Source organism: Ensifer adhaerens (genome assembly GCF_001270265.1).
Taxonomy (GTDB): Bacteria; Pseudomonadota; Alphaproteobacteria; order Rhizobiales; family Rhizobiaceae; genus Ensifer; species Ensifer adhaerens_B.
The window spans coordinates 81,715-106,297 of sequence record NZ_LGAP01000017.1; the positions used below are offsets into that span (position 1 = coordinate 81,715).

General features: G+C 62.6%; 25 protein-coding genes, 1 tRNA gene and 1 pseudogene. 17 read left to right on the top strand and 10 right to left on the bottom strand.

Features of this window, described 5'->3' with window-relative positions:
* Positions 1 to 16: 16 nt before the first annotated feature.
* From AC244_RS22030 to AC244_RS22040, 3 genes are all read right to left on the bottom strand, one after another.
* Positions 17 to 670, bottom strand: coding sequence for a CatB-related O-acetyltransferase (locus tag AC244_RS22030; RefSeq protein WP_053250968.1), 654 nt, complete (start codon positions 668 to 670; stop codon positions 17 to 19).
* Positions 671 to 880: 210 nt separating this feature from the next.
* On the bottom strand, positions 881 to 1,291 hold the full coding sequence (locus tag AC244_RS22035; protein WP_053250969.1) for a VOC family protein: 411 nt from the start codon (positions 1,289 to 1,291) through the stop codon (positions 881 to 883).
* Positions 1,292 to 1,440: 149 nt separating this feature from the next.
* Positions 1,441 to 2,370: a LysR family transcriptional regulator gene (locus AC244_RS22040; protein WP_053251008.1), complete on the bottom strand. Its 930-nt coding sequence runs from the start codon at positions 2,368 to 2,370 to the stop codon at positions 1,441 to 1,443.
* Between the two features lie 109 nt (positions 2,371 to 2,479).
* Here AC244_RS22040 and AC244_RS22045 point away from each other — a divergent pair, with 109 nt between their 5' ends.
* The 8 genes and pseudogenes from AC244_RS22045 to AC244_RS22085 all read left to right on the top strand — a co-directional run bounded on the left by AC244_RS22045 (position 2,480) and on the right by AC244_RS22085 (position 8,287).
* Positions 2,480 to 3,232 (top strand): 3-oxoacyl-ACP reductase family protein, encoded by a 753-nt coding sequence (locus AC244_RS22045; RefSeq protein WP_053250970.1) that lies wholly within the window; start codon positions 2,480 to 2,482, stop codon positions 3,230 to 3,232.
* A gap of 117 nt (positions 3,233 to 3,349) precedes the next feature.
* Positions 3,350 to 3,958, top strand: a pseudogene (locus AC244_RS22050) (NADPH-dependent F420 reductase); the annotation flags it as partial.
* 209 nt (positions 3,959 to 4,167) lie between these two features.
* On the top strand, positions 4,168 to 4,554 hold the full coding sequence (locus AC244_RS22055; protein WP_053250972.1) for a VOC family protein: 387 nt from the start codon (positions 4,168 to 4,170) through the stop codon (positions 4,552 to 4,554).
* A 237-nt stretch (positions 4,555 to 4,791) separates the two neighbouring features.
* Entirely contained in the window at positions 4,792 to 5,667 is an 876-nt protein-coding gene (gene panC / locus AC244_RS22060; RefSeq protein WP_053250973.1) for a pantoate--beta-alanine ligase, read from the top strand.
* A gap of 2 nt (positions 5,668 to 5,669) precedes the next feature.
* Positions 5,670 to 6,491, top strand: coding sequence for a 3-methyl-2-oxobutanoate hydroxymethyltransferase (panB, locus tag AC244_RS22065; protein ID WP_053250974.1), 822 nt, complete (start codon positions 5,670 to 5,672; stop codon positions 6,489 to 6,491).
* Between the two features lie 315 nt (positions 6,492 to 6,806).
* The gene (locus AC244_RS22075; protein ID WP_053250976.1) at positions 6,807 to 7,526 is read left to right on the top strand and encodes an AzlC family ABC transporter permease; all 720 of its coding nucleotides are present in this window, start codon (positions 6,807 to 6,809) and stop codon (positions 7,524 to 7,526) included.
* A gap of 3 nt (positions 7,527 to 7,529) precedes the next feature.
* Positions 7,530 to 7,844 carry an AzlD family protein gene (locus AC244_RS22080; protein WP_053250977.1) on the top strand — a complete coding sequence of 105 codons (315 nt, stop codon included), beginning with the start codon at positions 7,530 to 7,532 and terminating at the stop codon, positions 7,842 to 7,844.
* Positions 7,845 to 8,047: 203 nt separating this feature from the next.
* Entirely contained in the window at positions 8,048 to 8,287 is a 240-nt protein-coding gene (locus AC244_RS22085) for a hypothetical protein (RefSeq protein WP_053250978.1), read from the top strand.
* A gap of 125 nt (positions 8,288 to 8,412) precedes the next feature.
* Here AC244_RS22085 and AC244_RS22090 read toward each other — a convergent pair whose 3' ends face one another.
* The 4 genes from AC244_RS22090 to AC244_RS37635 form a co-directional block, all read right to left on the bottom strand.
* On the bottom strand, positions 8,413 to 10,248 hold the full coding sequence (locus AC244_RS22090; RefSeq protein ID WP_053250979.1) for an aminopeptidase P family protein: 1,836 nt from the start codon (positions 10,246 to 10,248) through the stop codon (positions 8,413 to 8,415).
* Positions 10,249 to 11,238: 990 nt separating this feature from the next.
* Positions 11,239 to 12,114 (bottom strand): 50S ribosomal protein L11 methyltransferase, encoded by an 876-nt coding sequence (locus AC244_RS22095; protein ID WP_053251009.1) that lies wholly within the window; start codon positions 12,112 to 12,114, stop codon positions 11,239 to 11,241.
* Positions 12,115 to 12,268: 154 nt separating this feature from the next.
* The gene (locus tag AC244_RS22100; RefSeq protein WP_053250980.1) at positions 12,269 to 12,868 is read right to left on the bottom strand and encodes an SCO family protein; all 600 of its coding nucleotides are present in this window, start codon (positions 12,866 to 12,868) and stop codon (positions 12,269 to 12,271) included.
* 188 nt (positions 12,869 to 13,056) lie between these two features.
* Positions 13,057 to 13,215 carry a hypothetical protein gene (locus AC244_RS37635; RefSeq protein ID WP_202596102.1) on the bottom strand — a complete coding sequence of 53 codons (159 nt, stop codon included), beginning with the start codon at positions 13,213 to 13,215 and terminating at the stop codon, positions 13,057 to 13,059.
* Between the two features lie 316 nt (positions 13,216 to 13,531).
* On the opposite strand from AC244_RS37635, the gene AC244_RS22105 reads away from it, so the two are divergent.
* From AC244_RS22105 to AC244_RS22115, 3 genes are all read left to right on the top strand, one after another.
* Positions 13,532 to 15,637 (top strand): methyl-accepting chemotaxis protein, encoded by a 2,106-nt coding sequence (locus AC244_RS22105; RefSeq protein ID WP_063934136.1) that lies wholly within the window; start codon positions 13,532 to 13,534, stop codon positions 15,635 to 15,637.
* Between the two features lie 2 nt (positions 15,638 to 15,639).
* The gene (locus AC244_RS22110; protein WP_018326507.1) at positions 15,640 to 16,104 is read left to right on the top strand and encodes a chemotaxis protein CheW; all 465 of its coding nucleotides are present in this window, start codon (positions 15,640 to 15,642) and stop codon (positions 16,102 to 16,104) included.
* A 397-nt stretch (positions 16,105 to 16,501) separates the two neighbouring features.
* A complete protein-coding gene (locus AC244_RS22115) occupies positions 16,502 to 16,801 on the top strand; it encodes a hypothetical protein (protein ID WP_053250982.1) in 300 nt (99 codons plus the stop codon).
* Positions 16,802 to 16,898: 97 nt separating this feature from the next.
* Here the strand turns inward: AC244_RS22115 and AC244_RS22120 are convergent, their stop codons facing one another.
* The gene (locus AC244_RS22120) at positions 16,899 to 17,399 is read right to left on the bottom strand and encodes a CreA family protein (protein ID WP_053250983.1); all 501 of its coding nucleotides are present in this window, start codon (positions 17,397 to 17,399) and stop codon (positions 16,899 to 16,901) included.
* Between the two features lie 91 nt (positions 17,400 to 17,490).
* A complete protein-coding gene (locus AC244_RS22125; protein WP_053251010.1) occupies positions 17,491 to 18,735 on the bottom strand; it encodes a sensor domain-containing diguanylate cyclase in 1,245 nt (414 codons plus the stop codon).
* Between the two features lie 247 nt (positions 18,736 to 18,982).
* Here AC244_RS22125 and AC244_RS22130 point away from each other — a divergent pair, with 247 nt between their 5' ends.
* Positions 18,983 to 19,657: a phosphoribosyltransferase gene (locus AC244_RS22130; protein WP_053250984.1), complete on the top strand. Its 675-nt coding sequence runs from the start codon at positions 18,983 to 18,985 to the stop codon at positions 19,655 to 19,657.
* A gap of 126 nt (positions 19,658 to 19,783) precedes the next feature.
* The gene (locus AC244_RS22135) at positions 19,784 to 20,443 is read left to right on the top strand and encodes a cysteine hydrolase family protein (RefSeq protein ID WP_234716999.1); all 660 of its coding nucleotides are present in this window, start codon (positions 19,784 to 19,786) and stop codon (positions 20,441 to 20,443) included.
* Positions 20,444 to 20,530: 87 nt separating this feature from the next.
* Here AC244_RS22135 and AC244_RS22140 read toward each other — a convergent pair whose 3' ends face one another.
* Complete coding sequence (locus AC244_RS22140) at positions 20,531 to 21,739, bottom strand: adenylate/guanylate cyclase domain-containing protein (RefSeq protein WP_152976054.1); 1,209 nt, start codon at positions 21,737 to 21,739, stop codon at positions 20,531 to 20,533.
* A 168-nt stretch (positions 21,740 to 21,907) separates the two neighbouring features.
* Here AC244_RS22140 and AC244_RS22145 point away from each other — a divergent pair, with 168 nt between their 5' ends.
* The 4 genes from AC244_RS22145 (at position 21,908) to AC244_RS22160 (ending at position 24,429) form a co-directional block, all read left to right on the top strand.
* Positions 21,908 to 22,369 (top strand): GNAT family N-acetyltransferase, encoded by a 462-nt coding sequence (locus AC244_RS22145; protein WP_053250987.1) that lies wholly within the window; start codon positions 21,908 to 21,910, stop codon positions 22,367 to 22,369.
* Between the two features lie 42 nt (positions 22,370 to 22,411).
* On the top strand, positions 22,412 to 22,867 hold the full coding sequence (locus AC244_RS22150) for a DUF488 domain-containing protein (protein ID WP_321166229.1): 456 nt from the start codon (positions 22,412 to 22,414) through the stop codon (positions 22,865 to 22,867).
* Between the two features lie 181 nt (positions 22,868 to 23,048).
* On the top strand, positions 23,049 to 24,242 hold the full coding sequence (locus AC244_RS22155) for a hypothetical protein (protein ID WP_053250988.1): 1,194 nt from the start codon (positions 23,049 to 23,051) through the stop codon (positions 24,240 to 24,242).
* A gap of 90 nt (positions 24,243 to 24,332) precedes the next feature.
* Positions 24,333 to 24,429, top strand: a tRNA-Arg gene (locus AC244_RS22160).
* The last annotated feature ends 154 nt before the right edge of the window (positions 24,430 to 24,583 follow it).

The window sequence follows — 24,583 nt, forward strand, 5'->3', positions numbered from 1 at the left end:
TCGACATACCGTGTGGTTACGCCTGCTCGGTATCGTAGGCTTCGGATGCGGCCTTCAATGCGCCGATGTCGTCGGCGCAGATGAAACGGCGCAGTGCGTCGAATTTTGACCTCTCCCACCGGTAAATGCCGAGTGCGAGCAGCGCCTCGACATCAGCCTCGGGGAAGCGTTGGCGAACGGAACGGGCCGGATTGCCGGCAACGATGGTGTAGGGCGCCACGTCCCTGGTCACGATAGCGCCCGAAGCGATGACGGCGCCTTCGCCAAGCGTGACGCCCGGCATGATCATGGCGCGCAGGCCAATCCAGGCGCCGTCGCAGATGACGGTGTCGCCCTTGCCGATATAGGCCTCACCGATCACGTCGAGGAAGGGATAGAGGCTGACCCAATCGGTGCGGTGGGTGTGGTTGCCGCCCATCAGGATCACGGCCTCGGCACCGATCGCGACATAGTTGCCGATCCGAAGCTGGTCGATCGGCCATTGCGGCTCCCAGGCCTTGAGGCTGTAGTCATCGCCGTAGAGATAGCGCACGACGCTCTCTTCGAAGGAACCCGTCCAGGCGTTGCTGTAATAGCTGTTGGTGCCGCGCACATGGATGTTCGGGTTGCGCACGGTCTCGTGCAGAAGCTCGACCTTGGACCAATGCTTGGCTTCGACATTCGTGGACATGGGGCTTCCTCGTTCTGCATGCTTGCAAGCGTCGCCTACGGCTCGCTCGCCCTTCTCGACGTTTAAGCTCCCCAACTATCGGATTTCTCGAGCAATTTCTCCCCCAAACCGCCGCGACCGAAAGCCCTTTCGTTGTTCCTGTCGTTGGAACACGCAAAAACGCCCGCCGCGAAAAGCGGCGGGCGCAAGACAAGGGGGCATTGCGTCAGATCAGGAGGCCTGCTGCTGGGCGGCTTCCTGGTCCATCCACATGAATTCCCAGACGTGGCCGTCGAGGTCTTGGAAACTGATGCCGTACATGAAGCCGTAGTCGAGCGCCGGCTTCCAGGGCGTGGCACCGGCAGCGAGTGCCTTGGCGAGCATGTCGTCGCATTCGGCGCGGCTCGAAGCCGAAAGGGCGGTGATGACCTCGGTGCCCTTTCTGGCGTCGCTGATCTCGCCGGTGATGAAATCGCGGAACTTCGGTTCAGTCAGAAGCATGACGAAAATATTGTCCGAGATCACCGTGCAGGCGGCCGTGTCGTCGGAGAACTGCTCGTTGAAGGTGAAGCCAAGCGCGCCGAAGAACGCGCGCGACGCCTTCAGATCCTTGACGGGCAGGTTTACAAAAATCATGCGCATGGAATGCTCCTCGTAAGGGATTTTCTTGATTGGACATAACTAGGACGTTCGGCGGGACACGGGGCCGACAGCCCGTCAGAATTTTTTTGAGGAATGCGATTTGTCCCTGCTGATGTGGTGTGCAATCAGGGGTTTTCAACCACCCATGTCTACCCGAGGCTGCCGGCAAATCTCTCGGCAAGGCGGTTTCGTTTGAAATGCTCGGCGACGAAGTCGACGAAGACGCGGGTCTTTGCCGGCAGCAGCGTCCGGCTGCCATAATAGATCGAGATCGGGCCGGCATCGGCGTACCATTTCGGCACTAGGCGGATGAGGGCGCCGCTTTCGAGATGGGCGAGCACATCGGGAACTGCCACCAGGGTCACGCCGAGGCCGAGCAGGGCCGCACGGCACATGGCGCTCGGGTCGTTGACGACAATGGTTTCGCGCGGCGGAGCGCTCATTTCATTGCCGGCGGCGTTACGCATCGCCCAGTGGCGGATGCGGCCGGTACGGGTGGCGCGCATGACGATGCCGTCAAGGTCGGCGAGCCCGCTGGGGTCGACGGGCAGGGGGCGGTTCTTGAGGAAGGCGGGCGAGGCGACGGCAATGATGTGCGCCGGCGCTATCGGCCGCGAGACGATGCCGGGCGAAAGCTCGAAGCCGCCGCCGATCGCCGCGTCGAAACCTTCGGCGACAAGATCCACCTGCCGGTTGTCGAACTGCCAGTCGAGGCGGATCGCCGGATACTTCTCAAGGAACGCCGGCATGAGCGGCAGGATGTGGTCGGTGCCAAAGGTGGGGCTGAGACTGACCTTGAGCAGGCCGGCCGGCTCACCGCCTTGGCCCGCTATGCCGGCGATGGCGCTTTGCAGGCCCTCGAGATTGTCGCGGATGGCAGCGAGGAAACGCTCGCCTTCTTCGGTCAGCGTCAGCTTGCGGGTCGATCGATGAAACAACCGTACGCCGAGGTTCCGCTCCAGCATCGCCACGTTGCGGCTGACGGCCGCCGGCGTCAGCGCCAGCTTGCGCGCCGCACCGGAGAAGCCGCCGAGTTCGGCGCTGCGCACGAAGGATTCGAGATTGGCCAGCGTTTCCATGATCGAATATTCAAGCAATCGTTGAAGATGATGAAAGCCATTTCCGACTTATCCTAACGGAATGAAATGGCAATATCCACTCCATCAAAACCCTGAAGGAGTTGATGTCATGACCGAGAACAGAAAGACGCTTGCAGGCAAGGTGGAGCTGGTTACCGGCGGCTCGCGCTCGATCGGTGCCGCCGTCGCGAAGCGCCTGGCCACAGACGGTGCGACCGTCGCCATCACCTATCACGGCTCGCCGGAAAAGGCGGCTTCCGTGGTCGCGGCGATCGAGGCTGAGGGCGGGCGCGCCGTTGCCATCAAGGCGGATGCCGGCGATGCCGGCGCGGTGCGCGCTGCCGTCAATCAGGTGGCAGATGTGCTGGGCGGCGTCGACATTCTCGTCAACAATGCCGGCATTGCGCTCGGCGGGCCGATCGACGAGATCACCGACGAGGACTACAACCGCATGATCGCCGTCAACGTCACCGGCGTCTTCGTCGCCACCCAGGAAGCGGTGCGCAAGATGAAGCCGGGCGGCCGCGTCATCCATATCGGCTCGTCGATGGTGCGCTATGCCGCCTTTCCGACGGCCTCGCTCTACACGCTGACCAAGGGTGCCGTCGCCGGCTTCAACCGCAGCCTGGTGCGCGATCTCGGCCCCCGCGGCATCACCGTCAACACCGTGCATCCCGGCCCGACGGACACTGACATGAACCCGGATGGCGGCCCCGTCTCCAAGATCGTCGGCCCCGGCATGGCAATCGGCCGCTATGGCAAGCCGGAGGAGATCGCCAGCGTGGTGTCCTATCTGGCAAGCCCGGAGGCTGCCTTCGTCACCGGCGCCGACATCGTCGCCGACGGTGGCTTTACCGCCTGATCGGTGAACTCGCCCAAGGCCGTGCGCCGGCTGGCGCACTGACCATCGCTTCCTAACCCCGACCAGCGCCGCGGCAGCCCTTCGACACGGCTCGCCTCCGCGCGGAGCAAGCAAAGGAGAATGTCCATGTCCATCGGTATTATCGGCTCCGGCAATATCGGATCGGCCTTCGCCCGGGCGCTGGCAAAAGCGCGGATCCCTGCAACCATCGCCAACAGCCGCGGCCCGGAAAGCCTGACGGGGCTTGCCGACGAACTCGCATCCTTCATCACCGCCGGCACGCGGGAAGAGGCGGCAAGCGCCGATATCGTGCTCGTTGCCGTCAACTGGTCGAAACTGCCGACCGCGCTTGCCGGCCTGCCCGACTGGAACGGCCGCATCGTCATCGACGCGAACAATCCGATCGAGGCGCCGCTGTTCAAGCCGGCACAGCTCGACGGAAGACTCTCGATCGAGGTCTTTGCCGACCTCGTGCCCGGCGCCCGCGTCGTCAAGGCATTCAACCACCTGCTGGCGCCGCTCCTCTCCGGCGACCCGAAGGCCGAAGGCGGCAGCCGGGTGCTGTTCTTCTCCGGTGATGATGACGCCGCAAAGGCAGAGGTCGCAGTGCTGATCGACCGCCTCGGCTTCTTCGGCATCGACCTCGGATCGCTGGCGGTCGGCGGCAGGCTGGTGCAGTTCCCGGGTGGGCCACTGCCAGCGCTCAATCTCGTCAAGTTCGGGTGAGGGGGCCGGAGCCGATCTCTCTTCCATCACTGAGGTGCGCCGCGCCGAGTGCATTCGGTGCGGCGCATCGATCATTGCCGCCTGGCTCCGTCATCCTTCAAGCCAATGGTTCCTGCGGAACCCTTATCATTTGCACATCCGGCGTTTCTGGCGGATGTTCACGCAATTCTGCAAGGGCGAGGGGGGCGCCCATGATGTGAGGGGACACCATGCGTTTGAATCAGGTGACGGTGACGATGCCCGATCTCGATGCGGGGTGGGAATTCTACCGCACGCTCGGGCTCCGGCCGATCGTCGATGCGCGGCCGCATTACGTGCGCTTCGTCTGCCCCGATGGCGGCAGTTCTTTCTCCTTGCACCAGGGCGAAGCGGGAGGCGGCGGCACCACCGTTTATTTCGAGTGCGACGATCTCGATCTGACCGTCAGCCGGCTGATCGAAGCCGGCATCCTGTTTGCGAGCAGCCCCGCCGACAAGAGCTGGCTGTGGCGGGAAGCCGAAGTCTTCGATCCTGCGGGCAATCGCATCGTGCTCTATTTCGCAGGAGCCAACAGGCTTGATCCGCCCTGGCGGGTGCCGAGTTCCGCAGACCTGTGAGCCTGCGGGTTCCAGATACCCCACCCATGCCGTGCGGTAGGCTGGCGGATGTGTGATGGCATCGATGCCGGGTTCGCCCCATTCGCAGCGGCACCATTTCCGTTTGTCTTTTTGCGCTGCACAAGATAGAGATTTGCAGCCAAATTTTGTGCAATTGCCTTTTCGCGGAGCCGGCCGAGCGCCCTATACTGCGAGGCAGGGCGCTAGCGGCGCCTTCGCGGATTGGAGGGTCCGGATTTGAAGACCATTGCCACCATCACCGAGCTGCGCGCAGCCCTTGCCGAACACCGGCGGGCGGGCAAAACGGTCGGGCTCGTGCCCACCATGGGCTATCTGCATGTCGGCCACATGGAGCTCGTGCGTCGTGCGCGCGGCCAAAACGACGTGGTCGTTGCCAGCATCTTCGTCAATCCGCTGCAGTTCGGCCCCAACGAAGATCTCAGCAAATATCCGCGCGATCTCGCTCGCGACCAGGCAATGCTGGAGGAGGGCGGCGTCGACTTCCTGTTTTCGCCCGGCGTGTCCGACATGTATCCGCGCCCGATGGAAACGGTCGTCGACGTGCCGAAGCTCGGCTCGGAGCTCGAAGGCTCGGTGCGCCCCGGCCACTTTGCCGGCGTTGCCACTGTCGTGACCAAGCTGTTCAACATCGTGCAGCCGGACCGTGCCTATTTCGGCGAGAAGGATTTCCAGCAGCTGCAGATCATTCGCCGCATGGTCGAGGATCTCGCCCAGCCGGTGGAAATCATCGGCGTGCCGACAGTGCGCGAGGCCGACGGGCTCGCCTGTTCGTCGCGCAATGTCTACCTCAACGCCGAAGAGCGCCAGGCGGCTGCCATCGTGCCGAAGGCGCTTGCCGAGGCCGAGCGGCTGGTCGCGTCCGGGATCACCGATGCTGGCGAAGTGGAAAGGGCGGTCACGGCCTTTCTTTCCACCGAGCCGCTGGCCCGGCCGGAAGTCGTGGCGCTGCGCGACCCCGACACGCTCGAAACCATTGACGCGATCGGCGCCAAGCCGGTGCTCCTGCTGCTCTTCGTCCGCTTCGGCACGACGAAGCTGCTCGACAACCGCGTGATTGCTCCGAAATCAGCCCATTTTGCAAAGGTTGCCTGAGAATGAGCGTACAATCGTCCAGACGCCGCCTGAGCCCCGCCAATATCGAAGCGCTGAAGGGCGAGCGCCCGATCGTCAGCCTGACCGCCTATACGACGCCGATCGCCCGGCTGCTCGATCCGCATGTCGATTTCCTGCTGGTCGGCGATTCGCTCGGCATGGTGCTCTATGGTCTCGACACCACCGTCGGCGTCACGCTCGACATGATGATCGCCCATGGCCAGGCGGTCATGCGCGGTTCGGAGCGCTCGTGCATCGTCATCGACCTGCCGTTCGGCTCCTACCAGGAATCCAAGGAGCAGGCCTTCCGCAGTGCGGCACGCGTTCTGAAGGAAACCGGCTGCAGCGCCGTGAAGCTCGAGGGCGGCGCCGAGATGGCCGAGACGGTCGCGTTCCTCGTCAGCCGCGGCATTCCGGTCCTCGGCCATGTCGGCCTGATGCCGCAGCTCGTCAACACCACCGGCGGCTATCGCTCGGTCGGTCGCAACGAGAAGGAAGTGGCCAAGATCCGTCGCGACGCCAAGGCGATCGACGATGCCGGCGCCTTCGCCATCGTCGTCGAAGGCACGGTCGAGCCGGTTGCGCGCGAGATCACCAGCGAGTTGCGCTCGCCGACCATCGGCATCGGCGCGTCACCGGCCTGCGACGGCCAGATCCTGGTCTCCGACGACATGCTAGGCCTGTTCAACGACTTCAAGCCGCGCTTCGTCAAGCATTTCGCCGAACTGGCGCCGGCGATCTCCAAGGCGGTCGAGGAATACGCAAACGAGGTCAAGGCGCGCACGTTCCCGGGCGTCGAGCATACGTTCCAGGTCAAGCGCTAACCCATTTCGCATTCACGCGATCTCGCCGCGCCGAACGAAGGCGCGGCGAGGCGGTGACAAAACGGTGGCCGTTTGCCGGCCCATGCGCATTTCGTTCAAGCCTGCAGCCGGCAGGCATCATAAAATTCAATCATTGCATAAGCGCAATTGAATTGTTGGTCAGGGGCGAAGCGCCTATCTGTCCGGCACAGGACGATGGCCGTGCGCGCTTTGAGGCGCGCGACGGCGGTTGTCGCAGTTTTGAAATGCTGCATGTGGCCTTGATCGAAGGCGGCATGCCGCGGGCGCCCATTGCCGGTGCCGCGGGAGGACTCCATGAGAAAAGACGAATTCTGGGAAGGGGTGCGCGGCGGCTTCCCGATCATGCTGGCGGCGTCGCCGTTCGGTGCGCTGTTCGGGGCGCTTGCGGTCGACAACGGTTTTACCATTGGCGATGCCGTCTTCATGAGTGCGGCGGTCTATGCCGGCGCCAGCCAGATGGTCGGCATCGAGCTGTTCGGCAACCATGTCCAGCCCTGGCTGGTGGTGCTTTCGGTCTTCGCCGTCAATTTCCGCCACGTGCTCTATTCCGCCTCGATCGCCAAGCATGTCCGGCATTTCACCTTCGTCCAGAAGTTCTTTGCCTTCTTCCTGCTCGTCGACCCGCAATATGCCGAGACCGAGAAGCGCGGCGAGCGTGGCCTGCCGGTCACTTTCCCCTGGTATCTCGGCTTCGGCCTGGTGATCTATTTCCCCTGGATCTTCAACACGCTGCTCGGCGCGATCTTCGGCCAGCTGGTCGGCGATCCCAAGGCCATCGGTCTCGACGTACTGCTGCCGATCTATTTCCTCGGGCTGGTGATGGGCTTCCGCAAGCGCGACCGCTTCCTGCCGATCGTTGCCGTTTCCGCCGTGGCTTCCGTTGCCGGCATGCATTTCGTCGGCTCGCCCTGGCATGTCAGCATCGGGGCGCTGGCGGGCATTCTGCTTGCCGCCTGCCTGCCGCCAGCCGAGACCGTGGCAGCGCCACCCGTCGCCATCGAGAAGGAGGCCTGAGCCATGGATCCGCAACACCTCAACCTCATTTACCTCATCATCGCGGCGGCGGTTGCGACCTTCATAACCCGCATCGGCGGCTATGTGCTCATTACCCAGATGAAGCAGATTCCGCCGCGGCTCGAATCGGCGCTGAACGCCGTTCCAGCGGCGGTGTTGACGACGCTGGTGGCGCCGGCCTTCGTCTATGGCGGCTTCGACGTCGCGGTCTCGATGTTCGTCGCCTTCGCCATTGCGCTCGGGCTTAATCTCTCCACCTTGCGCATGCTCGTCATCGGCTGGGTGGTGGTGATGCTGCTCCGCCATCTCGTGCTGTAAGTTCTTCACACCCCTTCGCGCGGGCAATCCCTGTCGAAGACGGGCGGGCAGGGCGTGTTGAACTCTCAGGCGTTGGCGTCGGACGCGTCCTGGATTATCATCCTCTGATTGCCGGAGAGGCACTCCCGTACCACGCGCCCTGTCTGACGCGCAAAGGTCGCGGGGGCATCTTGTTGCAGCCTCCCGGCAGTGGAGGAGCGACCATGTTTACCAGGATCTCGATTGCCCTTTTGCTCGCGCTTGCGCCTGCGACGGCCCTTGCCAGCCAATGCCCGACCATGATGGCTGCGATCGACGCGGCCTTGCCCACGGCGTCTCTGTCCGACGCCGACAAGGCGAAGGTTGCGGAACTGCGCAAGAAGGGCGAAGAACAGCACAGCGCCGGCGATCATGCCGGTTCGGAGGCATCGCTCGGCGAGGCTAAGAAACTTCTGGGAATCTGAACCCAGCGGGAATTCCCGGCCCCCGCTGCTGCACTGGAGAACCGCGGCACGGCATGAAGCGGCCGCGGTGGCGAATGTGTGCCGCCTGGGCTCCCGCGATGGAGGAGCCCAGACGAATGCCTGACTCAGCGCGTGATTTCCTTTGTCGCGGCCTTCAGCCAGTCGCGGGTCTCCTCGCTCACCAGCAGCGGCATCAGCTTTTCGCGCGTCTCGGCGTGGTAGGCATTGAACCAGGCCAGCTCCTCGTCGGTCAGCAGCGCCGGCAGCACCAGGCGTCGGTCGATCGGGCAATAGGTGATCGTATCGAAGCCGAGCATGGCCAGGTCGCCGCCGGCGATCTCTTCGGCCGGCTGCACGACGATGAGGTTTTCGATGCGGATGCCGAAGGCGCCGGGGCGGTAATAGCCCGGCTCGTTCGACAGGATCATGCCCGGCAGCAGCTCCTGGGTGGAGAGCCTGGCGATGCGCTGCGGTCCCTCATGCACCGAGAGGTAGGAGCCGACGCCGTGGCCGGTGCCATGGGCGTAGTCGGCGCCCGCCTTCCACAGCGCGATGCGGGCCAAGGGGTCGAGGTCGACACCGCGCGAGCCCTTGGGGAAGCGTGCGGTGCTGATGGCGATCATGCCCTTCAGCACCAGCGTGAAGAAACGCTTCTGCTCTTCCGGAACCGCGCCGATCGCCACCGTGCGGGTGATGTCGGTCGTGCCGTTGATGTACTGCGCACCGGAATCGATCAGGAACATCGTGCCGGCTTCGATCGCGCGGTCGGTGTCGGTGGTGACGCGATAGTGCATGATTGCGGCATGCGAGCCGGCGCCGGAGATGGTGTCGAAGGAAATGTCCTTGAGCGGGTTCTGCATGCGCTCGCCGATGGCGGCGCGGGCGGCCTCCAACTGGTTGGCGGCACCGATCTCGGTGACAGTGCCGGGTTCGGCCTTGTCGAGCCAGGCGAGAAATTCGACCATGGCGGCACCGTCCTGCAGGTGCGCGCGGGTCGAGCCCTCGATTTCGGCCTTGTTCTTCTGGGCGCGGGGCAGGCGAGCCGGGTCGACGGCTTCGACCACCTTGCCGCCCTTGCCGCGGATCAGCTCGGAAATGGCGAAGGAGGCGAGGTCCGGGTCGATCATGACCGAGGCACCGGCGGCGCCCAGCGCGGACAAGCGGTCGTCGAAGGTCGAGGGCGCCGCGATCTCGGCGATCTGGGTGAGATAGGCTTCCTGCTCGATGCCGGTCTTGCGCTTGTCGAGGAAGAGTTCGGCGCGGCCATCGGCATGGATGATGGCGCGGGCGAGCGGATGCGGCGTGTGCGGCACGTCGGTGCCGCGGATGTTGAAGGTCCAGGCGACGGAGGAGGGGTCGGTGAGCACGACGGCGCCGGCGCCGGCCTTGCCGAGGCCGGCTGCAATCGTCGCGATCTTGTCCTTGGCAAGCTCGCCGGCCTGCTCGATCGGCTGGATGGAGACGCGACCGAGCGGGGCTGCCGGACGTCCGGTCCAGATGCGGTCGAGCGGGTTGTGATCGAGGAAGACGAGGGCGCCGCCGAGGACGGCAAGCGCCTTTTCCAGCCGGCGCACTTCGGCGCCGGTATGGAGCCACGGGTCGATGCCGAGCTTGAACCCCTTGGTGCCGTTATTCTCCAGCCAGAGATGCGGCGGCTCGCCAATGAGGTCGCCGCCGGTAAAGACTTGGCCGTCGACCTGCTCCTTCAACTGGGTCACGTAACGTCCATCGACGAAAACGACGGCCTGACGCTCAGTGATGAGGGCGACGCCGGCAGAGCCGGTAAAGCCGGTCAGCCAGGAAAGCCGCTCCGACGACGCCGGCACATACTCGCCCTGGAACTCGTCGGCACGGGGCACGAGAAAGCCGTCGATGCCGAGGCTAGCGAAGGAGGCGCGCAAAGCTTCGGTACGCTCCTTGCCGAACTGGGGCGTGGAGGTGACTTCAAAGGACTGAAACATGAGGGATTTCCGGTAGATTGGGCGGAGAACCGCGGGAAAGATGCGCGATCTTAGCGGAAACGCCCCTTGCGAGGAAAGAGGCGAGATCCTGCCGGGCATGTCGGCGGCAGGACGTGCACAGAATTGCTGCATGGTTCCTTAAGTCGGAATCGATTTAAGGAGAAAATTATGCAGCAAGTTTAGAGTGTTGCAGCGGCCTCAGCGCGTCACATTTGACGCTGCAGAGGGCAATTGCTCATTTACCATACATATGCGCTTTGTGCATGGCTCCTATGCTAAGAAGCCGCTATCTCTATCGGAATAATAGTTTATAAGCCGCCTCAACGAACACGGACGTACATCCGGTGGTTCAAAAGCCTGCAGTTCCGAGAATAGTTGGTCATTCTGTTCTCCTCCTCCCTCAAGGGTGGCCAATTTCGGAACGGTAGACGCCCGCTCGAGCGCTCCTCCTCCTCAGGCTCGCGGGCATGGTCGGTCTCAAGCCGACCAGCAGGCGATGCCCCTGGCATCGCCTTTGTTTCGAAAGGCCGCCCGTCATGAAAGACGTGGCGGCCTTTTCGTTTTTCCGACCTTTGGAAGTGTGCGTGGCGCTTGTTTGTCGCCGGCCGCGACAGCGGTGTTGCTATCTCTTGTTCATTTTAACCCTCTCCCCGCAGGCGGGTAGAGGGGACGTGCGCGCTGGCTGGGCCCACCACCGGGAGGTGGCGCACCGTGAGGCGACGAACCACCCAGCTAGAGCAATTGCAGGAAAAGTGTGAAACGGTTTTCCGCCCGGAATTGCGTAGTTTCAAAGAGTTAGATCATTTCACTGTTTCAATGAAACAATGAAATGATCTAGGGCTAAGCTGGTGCTATTGGGGTGCGGGATACGAAAGAGATGCAACGTGGCAAGAGCGCGCCGCAATTGCCTTCTCCCCGCAGGCGGGAAGAAGGTGCCGGCAGGCGGATGAGGGGCAGCCTCAACACCGAATGCCCCTGCGGTCGCCGCGACTACTTCTCCAGGTGGATCGTCACCCAGCCGTTGCGCCAGATGGTGCGCACGTGGCGCAGGTGCTGGCCGTTATAGGCCGCAAGCACCTTCCAGCGTTGTTCGGCGAGGATGCCGGAGAGGATGACGGAGCCGCCGGGGGCGAGGTTGGCGGTCAGCTGCGGCGCCATCTTCATCAGCGGGCGGGCCAAGATGTTGGCGATGATCAGGTCGAACGGGCCGTTGCCGCTGAAAGCGGTGGAATGAAAGCCGGGTGCCGTCGCAAAGGTCATGCCGGTGACGACGCCGTTGCGGCGGGCGTTTTTCTCCGCAACGCGGGGGGCGGTCGGGTCGATGTCGGGGGCGGGCACCGGCCCATGCAGGAGCTTCCAGGCGGCAATCGCCAGCACGCCGCTGCCGGTGCCGAGGTCGAGTACGTTGCGCACCGTGCGGGTGCGCGCCACGGTCGCCAGCACCTCGAGGCAGCCCGCGGTGGTGCCATGGTGGCCGGTGCCGAAGGCCTGGCCGGCCTCGATCTCGATGGCGATTTCGCCGGTCCGGATCTTGTCGCGGTCATGGGAGCCATGCACGACGAAGCGGCCGGCACGCACCGGCGCCAGCCCTTCGAGCGACTTGGCGATCCAGTCGATATCCGGCAGCACCTCACGCGCGATTGGAAGATGGGAGAAGCCGTCGGCGAGCGCGTCGGTCAGACGTTCGTTCACGCCCTCCTCGTCGGCCGCCATCATGTAGATCGAGGCTTCCCACACGTCGCGCTTTTCGTCGACTTCCGTCGTGCCGATGGCAAAATCCTCTTCGCCGAAAACCTCGCTCATGCGGTCGAGCACGGCTTCCGCCTGCTTCTCGGTGGTGGTGACGAAAAGTCTGATCTCGCTCAAGGCTCTGTCCTTCGGCTGGCACTGCATAATCTTCGCGCACCCGATCCGGCGCGCGGCACTGCATGCCCCGCCGCTACCATGAATGCCTGGCAAACGCAAAGCGCCGGGCGATGCCGGCGCTTGCAAAGATGTTCGATTGAGGCTGGAAGCGTCCTCAGCCCTTGGCGAGGTTCTCGAGCTTCTTGACCGCCGTCTCGGGGTTTTCCTCATAGGCGATCGTGCCGGAGAAGCGGCCGTCGGCGTCAAGCAGGAACACCGAGGCGGTGTGGTCCATGGTGTAGTCACCATCAGGTTTTTCGGCGTCGAGCGGCACCTTCTTGGCGTAGACACGGTAGCCCTTGACCATATCAAGCACCTTGTCGGCCGGACCGGAAATGCCGGTGATGCGCTTGGACACGTTGGAGACGTACTGGCCGAGAATTTCCGGCGTGTCGCGCTCGGGGTCGACGGTGATGAAATAGGCCTGCAGTTTGTTGCCTTCCGGATCAACCTTTTCCAGCCAGCCGTTCAGCTCGAACAGTGTCGTCGGGCAGACCTCGGGGCAATGGGTGAAGCCGAAGAAGAGCGCGGTCGGCTTGCCGGCGAAGGCCTTTTCGGTGATCTCCTTGCCGTCCTGCGCCACCAGCGCGAAGGGCACGCCGAAGGGGCCGGAGGCGGCCTGCTGCTTCGACTGGGTCATCTCATAGGTCAGCCAGCCGAGAACGCCGGCCATGACGACGACGGCGGCCCAAAGGGCGATGCGAATGGTTTTCATGCGTGCTACCGATTTTGTTGGGGCCTTGGCCGGCCGTATCAGGTTGATCGGCTTTTGATACCGTCTCCATCGCGGCCACGCAAATGGGACAATTGCCGCAGGCAATCTCTTGGTGTTGACGCATTTCCGGACGGAAAACCGTTTCGCACCCTTTTTCCTGGAAATGCTCCGGCAACAGGCTCGTCAGGTCAGAAACACCAGGCAAGGCCGGATTGGGCGAGCGCCAGGAAGATATCGGCGCCGTTCGACATCCAGCCGCGGAAGGCGACAAACGTCACGACGGCAAACGCCATCGCAAGACCCGCAAGCAGCGGAAGCCGGATCGATCTCTGCGTTCTCGTGTTCATGGCCCCATCATAGCATCTGAAACGGCGAGGGGAAGGGATGGCAGGCAAGGCCGAGGAGCAGGCGGTGCTGCTCCGCTTTCTTGAAGGCGCGACCGCGCTTCAGCAAAGCATGTCGCCGCACTCCGTTTCCCCATGATTCGGGTGACGTCTTAGCGAATGCTTAAGGTCTGTTTGCCAGTGTTTTGCCAACGCGGGTGAAGTGCTTCACCTCTACATGACATGACGTCATCCGGTTTGATCGAGCCCGGCTTTCCGCATCGATTTTAACGGAGGACTTCGCCTGGCTTTGGGCAGGTCCGTGACCATGGACTGCTCGATGACCGCAACGTCTGCGCCCCTGAAGAAGAACCTCTCCGTCAGCCAGCGGCTTGCCACGCTCGCCGGTGCCGCCTTTGTCGGCTTCGGCTCCGTGCTTGGCGTCGGCTGGTATGACGACATGCGCTCGAACGAGGCGCTGAACGGCGCCATCACCGCGCAGCGCGGCCTGACCACCGTCGCCGAGATGCGGCTTGCCGCCACCAACCTCGTGCTCAACGCCATGGACACGATCGTCGACCGCGACGAAGGCGTCATCCATCCGGAGCGCGCTGCCAGCATCGCCACCACGCTCGGCCATATCGAGGCAAGCAAGGCGGATATCAAGGCGCTTGCGGTACTGCTCGGCCGGGACGACGCGCTATCGACCTTCGACGCGGATCTGGCCGAACTTCGCCAGGCGATTGGCGTCGACCTGAAGGCGCTGGTCGAAGGCAAGGCCTCGACCGATGAATTCGGCAAGATCGACGACGCGATCGACGGTGCCGGCGAACGGCTCGGTACTGCACTTGCACAGCTCTCCGAAGCTGCGACGCAACTGGTTCAGACGCGGGTCGACGAAGCGCGCGCCGTATCGGCCGATGCGCTTTTGCTGCAGACTGCCGCCGGCTTGCTCGCCATGGCGACATTGCTCGGCCTGCTCTGGTTTCACGGTGCCACGCTGCGCCGCGGCATCCTCGGGCTTCGCGACAGCATGCAGCGCATCCAGAAGGGCGAGCTTGGCGCAAAGGTCGATGCGCTCGATCGCGGCGACGAGATCGGCGTCATGGCCCGCTCCGTCGACCTCTTCCGCGCCGCGGCCATCGAAAAACAATCGCTTGAGCAGAATGCCGCGGCCAGTCGCCGCGAGATCGAGAAGGAACGCGAACAGCAGCAGGGCGAGCGCGACGAAGCGGTGCGCCGCATCCAGGCTGCGGTCGACAGCCTTGGGCTGGCGCTGACGCAGCTTGCCGATGGCGATCTGGCCGTCAGCATCGAGCGCCCCTTCGACGGCAATCTCGACACGTTGCGCCGCAACTTCAACCAGACGGTCGAGCGCCTGCGCGACGTGCTCTTCAACGTCAAGGAAAACGCGCTCTCGATCGAATCGAACGGCCGTCAGATGCGCACCGCCGCCGACGACCTGGCCCGCCGTACCGAGAAACAGGCGGCCTCGCTGGAACAGACGTCCGCCGCCCTCGACGAGATCACGGCGACCGTGCGCACGGCGACACAGCGCGCCGAAGAGGCGAGCCGTATGGTCGACGACACCCGCACCAATGCGCGGGAATCCGGCCGCATCGTCGGCGAGGCGATCAGCGCCATGGCCCGCATCGAGGATGCCTCGAACGAGATCGGCAAGATCATCAACGTCATCGACGAGATCGCCTTCCAGACCAATCTTCTGGCGCTGAACGCCGGCGTCGAGGCGGCAAGGGCAGGGGAAGCCGGCAAGGGCTTTGCCGTCGTGGCGCAGGAAGTGCGCGAACTGGCGCAGCGCGCCGCCGGTGCCGCCAAGGATATCAAGACGCTGGTCAGCCGCTCCGGCAACGAGGTCGGCACCGGCGTCCGGCTGGTGCAGGCGACGGGCGAGGCGCTCGGCCGCATCGGCGTCGATGTCGCCCGCATCAACGAACATATGAGTTCCATCGTCATGGCGGCGCGCGAGCAGTCGACCGGGCTCAACGAAATCAGCACGGCCGTTGGCCAGCTCGACCAGATGACGCAGCAGAATGCGGCGATGGTCGAGCAGACCAACGCCTCCAGCCACACGCTGGCGCAGGACGCGGAAAAGCTGACGCAGCTCGTCGGCCAGTTCCACGAGGGCCGCGCCGTTCACGCATCGATGCGATCCAGCGCGCCGTCTCAGACGCCCCCGAGCGTGCGGCCGGTAGCAGCTCCCCCTGTCCAGACGCAGGCGACAGCGACGCCGGCATCCGCAAGGCTGGTCCCCAGGGGCACCGACAGGGCAGTGCCGCTGCGCAACCTCGCCTCGGCAAAATCGACCTCGCGTCCAGCTCCATCCCCCGCCAAGGCCCTCATGGGCAAGCTTGCGGGCGCATTCGGCAACCAACCGGGCTCCGTGCCATCGACGTCGGCCTCCGGTGAGAATTGGGAAGAATTCTGATCATGTCCAACGCAATCAAGCAGTCCGGTGCCTATCTCGAAATCGTTTCGTTCCATCTGGGCGACCAGGAGTTCTGCATCGACATCATGGCGATCCGCGAAATCCGTGGCTGGGCGCCGGTGACGCCGATGCCGCACACGCCGCCTTACGTGCTCGGCCTCATCAACCTGCGCGGCGCGGTGATCCCGGTCATCGACATGGCCTGCCGCCTCGGCATGAAGATGACCGAGCCGTCGGAACGTTCGGCGATCATCGTCACCGATATCGCCGGCAAGCTGGTGGGCCTGCTCGTCGAGCAGGTGTCTGACATGATGACCATCAAGAGCGAAGACCTGCAGCCGGCACCGGAGATCATTCCGGAAGCGCAGCGCGCCTTCTGCCGCGGCATCGTCGCGCTGGAAAAGACCATGGTCTGCTTCCTCAATCTCGACACGGTGATTGCAGACGAGCTCGCCCAGGCGGCCTGATCGCAGCCACATCGCAACGCAATTTGAGACGGCTCGGGACAAAGTTCCGGGCCGTTTGCTTTTTCTTTCTTCGGGAACTTTCCACGGTTGTGGATGGTTGTCAGCATTATCGTCGTCAAAACGGGCGACGACGCGAAGCAGCACGGCGTTTTCGCGCGCTCTTTCGGCTGCGGAAAATCACGAACTTTCAGTTGCTTGATGAAATGTCTCGGCGCCTGTGGCTCCACCGAGCCGAGGCGGTCAAGTTACAGTTGCGTAATGTTCATCACGGTTTGCACGAGATTAAGTGAGCGAAACGTCAACTACATCAGGGGAACAAGTGGGTGTATGGTACGTTCGTGCTCGTACCCGAACGGAGGCCGGGTCTTGCAAAGACAACGACATAGGAGTTGATGTCATGAAACTGTCTCTGAGAACTTCACTTGCTGCATTTGTCCTATCGACCGCCCTTGCTGGCGCAGCTGCTCCGGCATTCGCCGACAGCTACTACCAGGGCATCGATCCACATGCGATCAAGCCGCGCCCGACGACGCAGTCGCAGATGATGTACGACAATCGGTCCGTTGACCGCATGCCGACCGGCAGCATCTATCAAACCGCTCCGCCGCGCGTAATTTACCAGAATCCGCAGCTTCAGGATCGGTACCAGGGCGGTGACGGCGACTACTATCAAGGCATCGTCGCGCCGACTTATTGAGTGTTGAACCAATGAAAGCATGACCCGCCAGTAGTGTGGGGACTGGCGTCGCTCGCACCCTCCGGAAGTAAAGGCTTCGGGAGGGTGCTGCATTTTTTCAGGGCTGCGGTTTGCCTTCCTGCCAGTTGACGGTCTGGCCGTAGAGCGGGATCGTCGTGATCGACATCTTGGCCGAGCCGTCGGTCAGTTCGCGCGAGTGGGCGAGATAGATCAGTGTGTCGTTCCTGCGGTCGTAAATGCGGGTGACCAGCAGGTCTTTCCAGATCAGCGACAGGCCGGAGCGGAAGACTTCCTCGCCTTCCTTCGAAAGATCGATGTCGCCGATCTCGATCGGGCCGGTCTGGCGGCAGGCAATCGAGTTGTTGGAGGGATCCTCGAACCAGTTGCCCTTCTTCAGCCGGTCGATGACGCCGCGATCGAAATAGGTGACGTGACAGGTCACGCCCTTGACCTTGGGGTCGCTTACCGCCTCGACGATGATGTCGTTGCCGAGCCAGTCGACGCCGACTTCGCCGACGGTTTCGGCGCGGGCGGGAGAGACGGTCGCCACGAAAGCGGCGAGGCCCGCCAGGATCGAGACGCGGAACGAACGGGACATGGATTTCCTCCGGTGGACTGCACCGTTCACATAGGTTCTGCCGCTGTCAATGCAAGATTGGCGACAAGAGGCGGGCCGTGCGGAGGTTGCCTCAGCCGGTGTCGCGCAGCAGTTGCGGTGCACGCGAATAGTCTTCGGCTGCGCGAAGCTGCGCGGCGGCGGCGGCGAGCACGCGCGCGCTCGCATCCGGCTGCAGCCGGCCGGCGATCGTACAGCGGTCGCGGCCGTCGGCCTTGGACGCATAGAGCGCCATGTCAGCCCGGACCATCACGTCGGTCATGGTATCGCCCTGGCTCGCGCTGGCAATGCCGATGCTGACCGTCAACCGGATCGGCTGGCCGAAGCGGCCGATAGGCGTGTCACGTACCGTGCGGCCGATCTCCTCGGCGAGCAGAAACGCCTCCCCCTCCGTGTGATCGGACAGAACGATCCCGAATTCCTCGCCGCCGATGCGCCCGAAGGTGCCGCGTCCGGCAAGGCAGGCCGCGACGATGCCGGCGAAGTGGCCGAGCGCGGCGTCGCCGGCAGCATGGCCGTAGCGATCGTTGATCTGCTTGAAATAATCGAGATCGAGCAGCAGGAAGGCGGCCGGGCGTGTGCGGGCGAGGCACGATGCGAACAGGCGCTCGCCGAGATCGATGAAGGCGCGTCGTGACAGCGCTCCTGTCAGCTCGTCGCGGGCGATCGTGGTCTTGAGATCGGCGATAACGCGGTCATGCGCCATGAGTATGACGCCAAGAAACAGGATCGGCATGTAGAGCAGCCACATGGCCGCCAGCGCGAAATTCCAGGCGATCTGCGCGACCGGGCCGGTCTGGTTCACGGTGGCGGCTGGCAGGTGTGCGGCGATATGCAGGAGCGTCACGCCGGCGACGGCAGCCCCGACGACGATCGCCCGTCGTATTGTCGGATCGCTGGCCGTGCGCAGCCTCAGGACAAAAATGCAAGCGATCACGAAGACGGCGGCTGCGATGCCGAGCGCGATCAGCGCCCGCGTTGCGACACTCTCCGGGCCAGAGGCTGCCAGAACCGATATGGTGGCAGCCAAGGCTGCGCCGAGCGACAGGATTGCCGACCTCCAGGTGGGCAGAGCGAAGAATGCGCGGAAACCGGCAAGAACGAAAAGACAGGCGACGGCGAGAAACGCATAGCCGACAAGCGCCAGCGGCCGGAGCGGCGAAATCTCGGACAACATCACCAGCGCCATGGCAACGGCCGTCGTTGCGCAGCCTGAGGCGAACTCCGCGGCGCCCGGGGTCGAGGATTTCCGCAGTGACAGCAGCACCGGCAGCATCACCAGCAGGGAGATGATCGATAGGGCAGGGAGAAAGCTCATTTCGAAACGGCCCGTCGTGCTAAAATCGAGGAAGGCGGCTTGCGACAAAGCCAAATATGCAGGGTCAATTGGTAGCTTTGGCGCCTTAATGAAACCCGGCGAAATTCGCTGCAATTTTAGCGATTGCTGCAATTGGTGTGGTTGTCCAACGATGCTGGACGACAACTGCCGGACGGTGGGGCGTTTGGTTGGTCGCGACGCGGTGCCAAGTGGTTCAAAAGGCTTTCCGCTGATCGGGAGAGGCGACATGTTCACGGGACCGGTGTTGTTTGAGGATAGGGCCGATGCGGGCCGCCGGCTGGCGCAGGCGGTGGCCGCCGAGGCGCCGCCGGAACCCCTGATAATGGCGCTGCCGCGTGGTGGCGTTCCGGTTGCCTTCGAGATTGCCATGCATCTCCACGCGCCGCTCGAGGTGTTGATCGTGCGCAAGATCGGCGCGCCGGGCCATCAGGAATTCGGCCTTGGCGCACTGGTCGATGGCGAAGAGGCGGAGCTGGTGCTGAACCGCGAGGCCGTGCGCCTGGTGCGGCCGCCACGTGGCTACCTCGCCGCCGAAACCGAGCGCCAACGCGCCGAGATAGCAAGGCGGCGCATACTCTATCTCGGTGACCGCGAACCGCTTTCGCCAAAGGATCGCAATGTGGTGCTCGTCGATGACGGCATTGCCACCGGCGGCACGATCCGCGCGGCGATCGAGGCGCTGCGCCGGGCCGGTGTGCGCAGTCTGCTGCTGGCGGTTCCCGTCGCGCCGGCCAGCGCGATCGCGCGCCTGCGGTCATCGGTCGATAGCATCGTCTGCCTCTCCACCCCCGCCTTCTTCCGCGCCGTCGGCCTGCATTACCGCGACTTCGAGCAAACCTCCGATGCCGAAGTCATGGCGCTGATCAGCAAGGCGAGGTTGGACGACGGCGGAGATGCGTGAGGCGCACTGCCTCTACCATCATCTGCTGCCCGCCGTATTGAAACCTTGGAACCGCCGCGCCACATTCCCGGTGCTTGATTGAAGCGTGGGACGGCCGCCTGAGGAGGGGGCCGGAAGAGGGGAATGATGGCAGTTTCACTGGAAATTGGGAAAACGCTTGCCGATTTTTGCCGACCGGACCGGATGGCGCTGGTCGTCTACGACATGCAGGTGGGGATCGCCAACCAGGTCAAAAATGGCCCGGCGATCCTGGCTGAGGTGCTGAAGGTTCTGGAGGCGGCACGGGCTGGCGGCTATCCCGTCATCTTTCTGCGGCACCTGTCGATGCCGAAGCCGCTGATGGGCGCGTTCCAGATGCGCCAGGCGATGGCCTGGCAGCGCACGGACGACCCTGATGCAGTGAAGCCCTGGTTCCTGCGCGGCACGCCGGGCTTCGAACTGGTGCCGGAACTGGCGCCGCGCGAGGGCGAAGCGATCCTGGACAAGATCACGTTCTCGGCCTTCGAGGGTACGCCGCTTGCCATCATTCTGCGCGATCTCGGGCTCACCTCGTTTGCCATCTGCGGCATTGCAACAGAAATCGGCATCGACCCGACCGTGCGTCATGGCGCCGATCTTGGGCTCGTGCCGATCGTCATCCGCGACGCCTGCGGTGCCGGCCACCACGAGGCGGGCGAACGCTCGATGGACAACATCGCCTTCATGGGCGATGCGATCCTGACCGGCGTGGACGGGATCATCGAGGCGATGGCAAGAGGCGCTACAACCATTCCGGGTGTCGCCTGACAGCCGACGGCGCGGCTTTGCGAAGCTGCGCCGGATACCGGGCTCTGCCGGCGGCGGCAACGTGCCGCAAGGAGCGAAAACCCGCTGTTAGCGGGCCAGGCTCATGCGCCATGTTTCGGTATCGCCAAATCCCTTGATGTGCGTGATTTCGCCGGCTTCAAACGCGAATTTGCCATCGAGGGCGGCCTTGACGTCACGTGTCGTGACGATACACCCGGCGTGACCGATCGCTTCGAGCCGTGCCGCAAGGTTCACTGGTGCTCCCCAGATGTCGTAGGCATAGCGGGTGCGGCCCAGCACTCCGGCAGTGACCGATCCCGAGGCCATGCCGATGCGCAAATGCAGCGCGACCCCGTGCGCCCTGCCGACATTTTCAGCGATCTCGAACGCGAGGAAGCCGAAGCCGGCGGCTGCCTCTACGCCATTGGGATGGGCGCTTGGTACTCCCGCTGCGGCCAGATAGGCGTCGCCGATGGTTTTGATCTTCTCGACGCCGAACCGGGCAGATGCCGCGTCGAGCTGCGAGAAGAAATCGTCGAGCAGCGCGACCGTCCGCTCCGGGCCGAGCTCGTTGGAAAGCCTGACGAATTGAACGATATCGATGAGCAGCACCGCAGCCATATCGAATTTCTTGATCGTGGCGGCGTGATCACCCTTGCGCAACTGGTCGACGATCTCGGCGGGCATGATCGACAGCATGAGATTGCTCAGACGCATCTGGGCATCGCGCGCCAGCGTGAGGGCATAGTGCATGGTGGCGAACATCAGAAGGGTGACGGTCAGGATCGACGAGACGTTTACGAGCTGGAGGAAGTTCTCGTCGGCATAGACGCCAGGCCATGGCGTCGGAAAAGCAATGCCGCCGAGGATGATGATCGCGGCGGAGAGGAGGCCCAGGCTGGCGACCATGCGCCAATGATCGAGGCCCAGGATTGCAAATGCGACGGGCGTGACGCCGAGGAGATTCAGCAGGGCGCCAGAATTCCGGCCGAGATGCGCGCTGACGATCGTCAGTGCCACAGCACTTATGGCGAATCCCCAAAGCGCCGACGCCCGCTTTCCAAACCGATGGAACAGAGGTGTCATTGCGGCGGCGACTGCCAGCAGAACATTGCAAAGGACCAGCCCTTGCAGGCTCGATTGCCCGTGGAGCGCGTAGATGACGGCGAAACCACTTGCCGAGACAGCGATAACGGCTGCTGCCAGGTTGGCGACCGATATGCCCTGTCGATCCGCCTCGCACGCCTCAGTCAGGCCCAGTTCCGCCAACCAACGTATCGCGCTTGTCCAAGACATGTCGCCGCTCGCCTTTTGATCGTTGAGACAGGCATTTCGCAATAATATAAGTCCGACCTAATGTTCTCAATTTGTGGGGGAAAAGTCAGTCTCAAAGATGCGCTGCGCCCACAATTCGCAGATGCTCCCGAGCAAAGCCACATGCGCCGCCAAAGAGCAGGAGCCGACATGACCGACGCACTTCGCATCCGCCCGATTGTCCGCGGCGACTACGAGCAATGGCTGCCGCTCTGGGATGGCTACAACGCCTTTTATGGTCGCTCGGGTGCAACGGCGCTCGATCCCGCCATTACCGCGATGACCTGGTCGCGCTTCTTCGATGCCTACGAGCCGATGCATGCGCTGGTGGCCGAAAGCGAAGGCCGGCTCGTCGGGCTCACCCACTACCTCTTTCACCGCAGCACCACGTCCATCGGCCCGAACTGCTATCTCCAGGATCTGTTCACCAGCGAAGCTGCGCGCGGCAAAGGTGTCGGCGCGGCGCTGATCGAAGCGGTCTACGAGGCCGCACGCAAGGCCGGCTCGCCGCGGGTCTATTGGCAGACGCACGAGACCAACGAGACGGCGATGAAGCTCTACGACAAGGTGGCGGAGCGTTCGGGCTTTATCGTTTATCGCAAGATGGTCTAGGTTGAGGTCGGCAGAAGGCCTTGCAACAGCGGGTGAAACGAGATGAGCGCCATGGGCAACGTGCAGGTTTCGACGATCGGCTTCACCAAGTCGTCGGCCGAAGATTTCTTCGATCGCCTGCAAAAGGCCGGCGTCAAGACGGTCGTCGATGTCCGGCTGCACAACACGTCACAGCTGGCCGGTTTCGCCAAGGCCAATGACCTTGCCTTCTTCCTGAAGAGAATTGGCGGCATCGACTATGTGCATCAGCCGCTTTTCGCGCCCACCGAGGCGATCATGAAAGCCTACAAGACCGACAAGGGCGACTGGAAGACCTTCTCGCGGGACTTCTTGGACCTCATGGCGGAGCGCAAGATCGAGCAGCACGTGAAGCCGGAGGCGCTGCAGGGCGCCTGCCTGCTCTGCGCCGAGGACAAACCGCACCGCTGCCATCGGACGCTCGTCTGCGAATACCTGAACGACCGCTGGGGCGGGCGCCTTCGCGTCGAGCATCTGTAGGCGGTTGACGCAGACGCATGAGACCAAAGAGACGGCGATGACGCCCTATGACCGGGCGGTGGAGCGTTTGGGGTTGGTCGTTTATCGGACGGTGATTTGAGTGGGCGATTGGATACTCGTTGCCCCGACGATACCGTCACTGCTAGCTTGACCGAGTGGCCAACAATATTCGGTGCAACTTATGCTAAAGCAAACAATAGACCCTGAGTTGGAACAATTGTTTGCTGATGGCCCGGTCTCCCATCAGACTATGTTGCGTTTCCTCCACGAGATCGAGCGCATCGATCAAGAGGAGATTGCATTTGCGAACTCCTTGCTGCCGAGCGCGGGCGACTATCTGAATGGGCGTTGGTTGAGGCGCTTCATCACGGCAGATATTTCCGACGATGACGCGAGACGGTGGATGTCTCGCCAGAAGGCGTTAGTTGGAAGGCTGTGTGCCCTTTTTCCAACCGTCCTCCGTTACGTGACTTTAGAGGAGAAAAGGCGAGCACTAAATATTTTGAGCATGATTTACGGCTGCGCCAACGACTATGACTATGTAATTTCTAATGGTCGCAGGGATGCGAACAGGAAGAAGATAGTAAATAATATTCGCAATGTTGGCGATATGGTTGAGAAATTGCTTAATTTTAGTGATTGGAATTATATTGGCTATTCCGAATTTGAGAACGCATACAAATCGTACCATAAAGGCGTAAAGGAGGTTGAGGGCGATCCATTAACAAGGCTCCAGCATGACCTAAAGTTCCTTGGGTGTTTTTTGAAGCTAAGCCTATATCGCGCTCAGAGTGAAGCCGACTACATCAAGCCGCCTGATAACCAAGCCAAGACACGCATCGTGGATTGCGCATATACGGTATCCCTCTGGTGGCGCGGCCCACCACTTGTAACGACGCCTGGCTCTGACTTTTCCGCAATGTGCAGCCTCATCTTCGAAATTGCGACCGGTATAGCCGACGAGAGTTTGGCAGGAGCGATCAACCGATTTGCTAGAAGTCAGGAGCGGGCACAAGCTGACAAGGATGAACTAGACTATGGTCCGGCCTGGGAGCGCGCGAGGAATGACGATAATTTCTATGATATTAAGGAGACTAGTCTCAGTCTTCAAAACAAAATTGAAAAGCTGAACGTAACTCTTCTTGATCCTTCATTGCCGGTTGAAGCAACGGCTATAGTGCGAAGCTTGCTCGATGACGCAATCGAGGAAGCAGAGCGAAATGAGAACGAGCATGGCCCGTTCCAAATGTGGGCATCGCAGGTGAAGGGAGATTGGAGTGCAGAGCTGCAACTATCCAATGACTTGGAATCTCTGAGACTACGGTTGGATATTGAGATTGGCAAACGTCGCCGCGCGGCGCGAGAACGAGGTTGACGTCATTCGAGTGATTTTCGACAAATCGCGTCAACACGGGTCTCTTTCAGCAAGGTAGTTAGAACTCAACGATGTCTTTTGCATCGTGGTCGCGGCGTAGCTCAATGGGAAGAGCAATTCGCTTTCTACTCGGATGGCAACGCATTCGGGGGTGGATAGGTTGTGGGTTCGAGCCCCATCGTCGCGTCTCCTGCTCTGGGAGGGTAAGGGACGATCTCAGAAGTCGTTTGCGAAAACAGGTCTTCTAACTACTGTTTACGATCCAGATTGCTCGGAGAGCGCATACACGCGGACAGGGGCCTTGGCTTAACCGACGGCGACTACCTGCCGCTTGAGCGCGC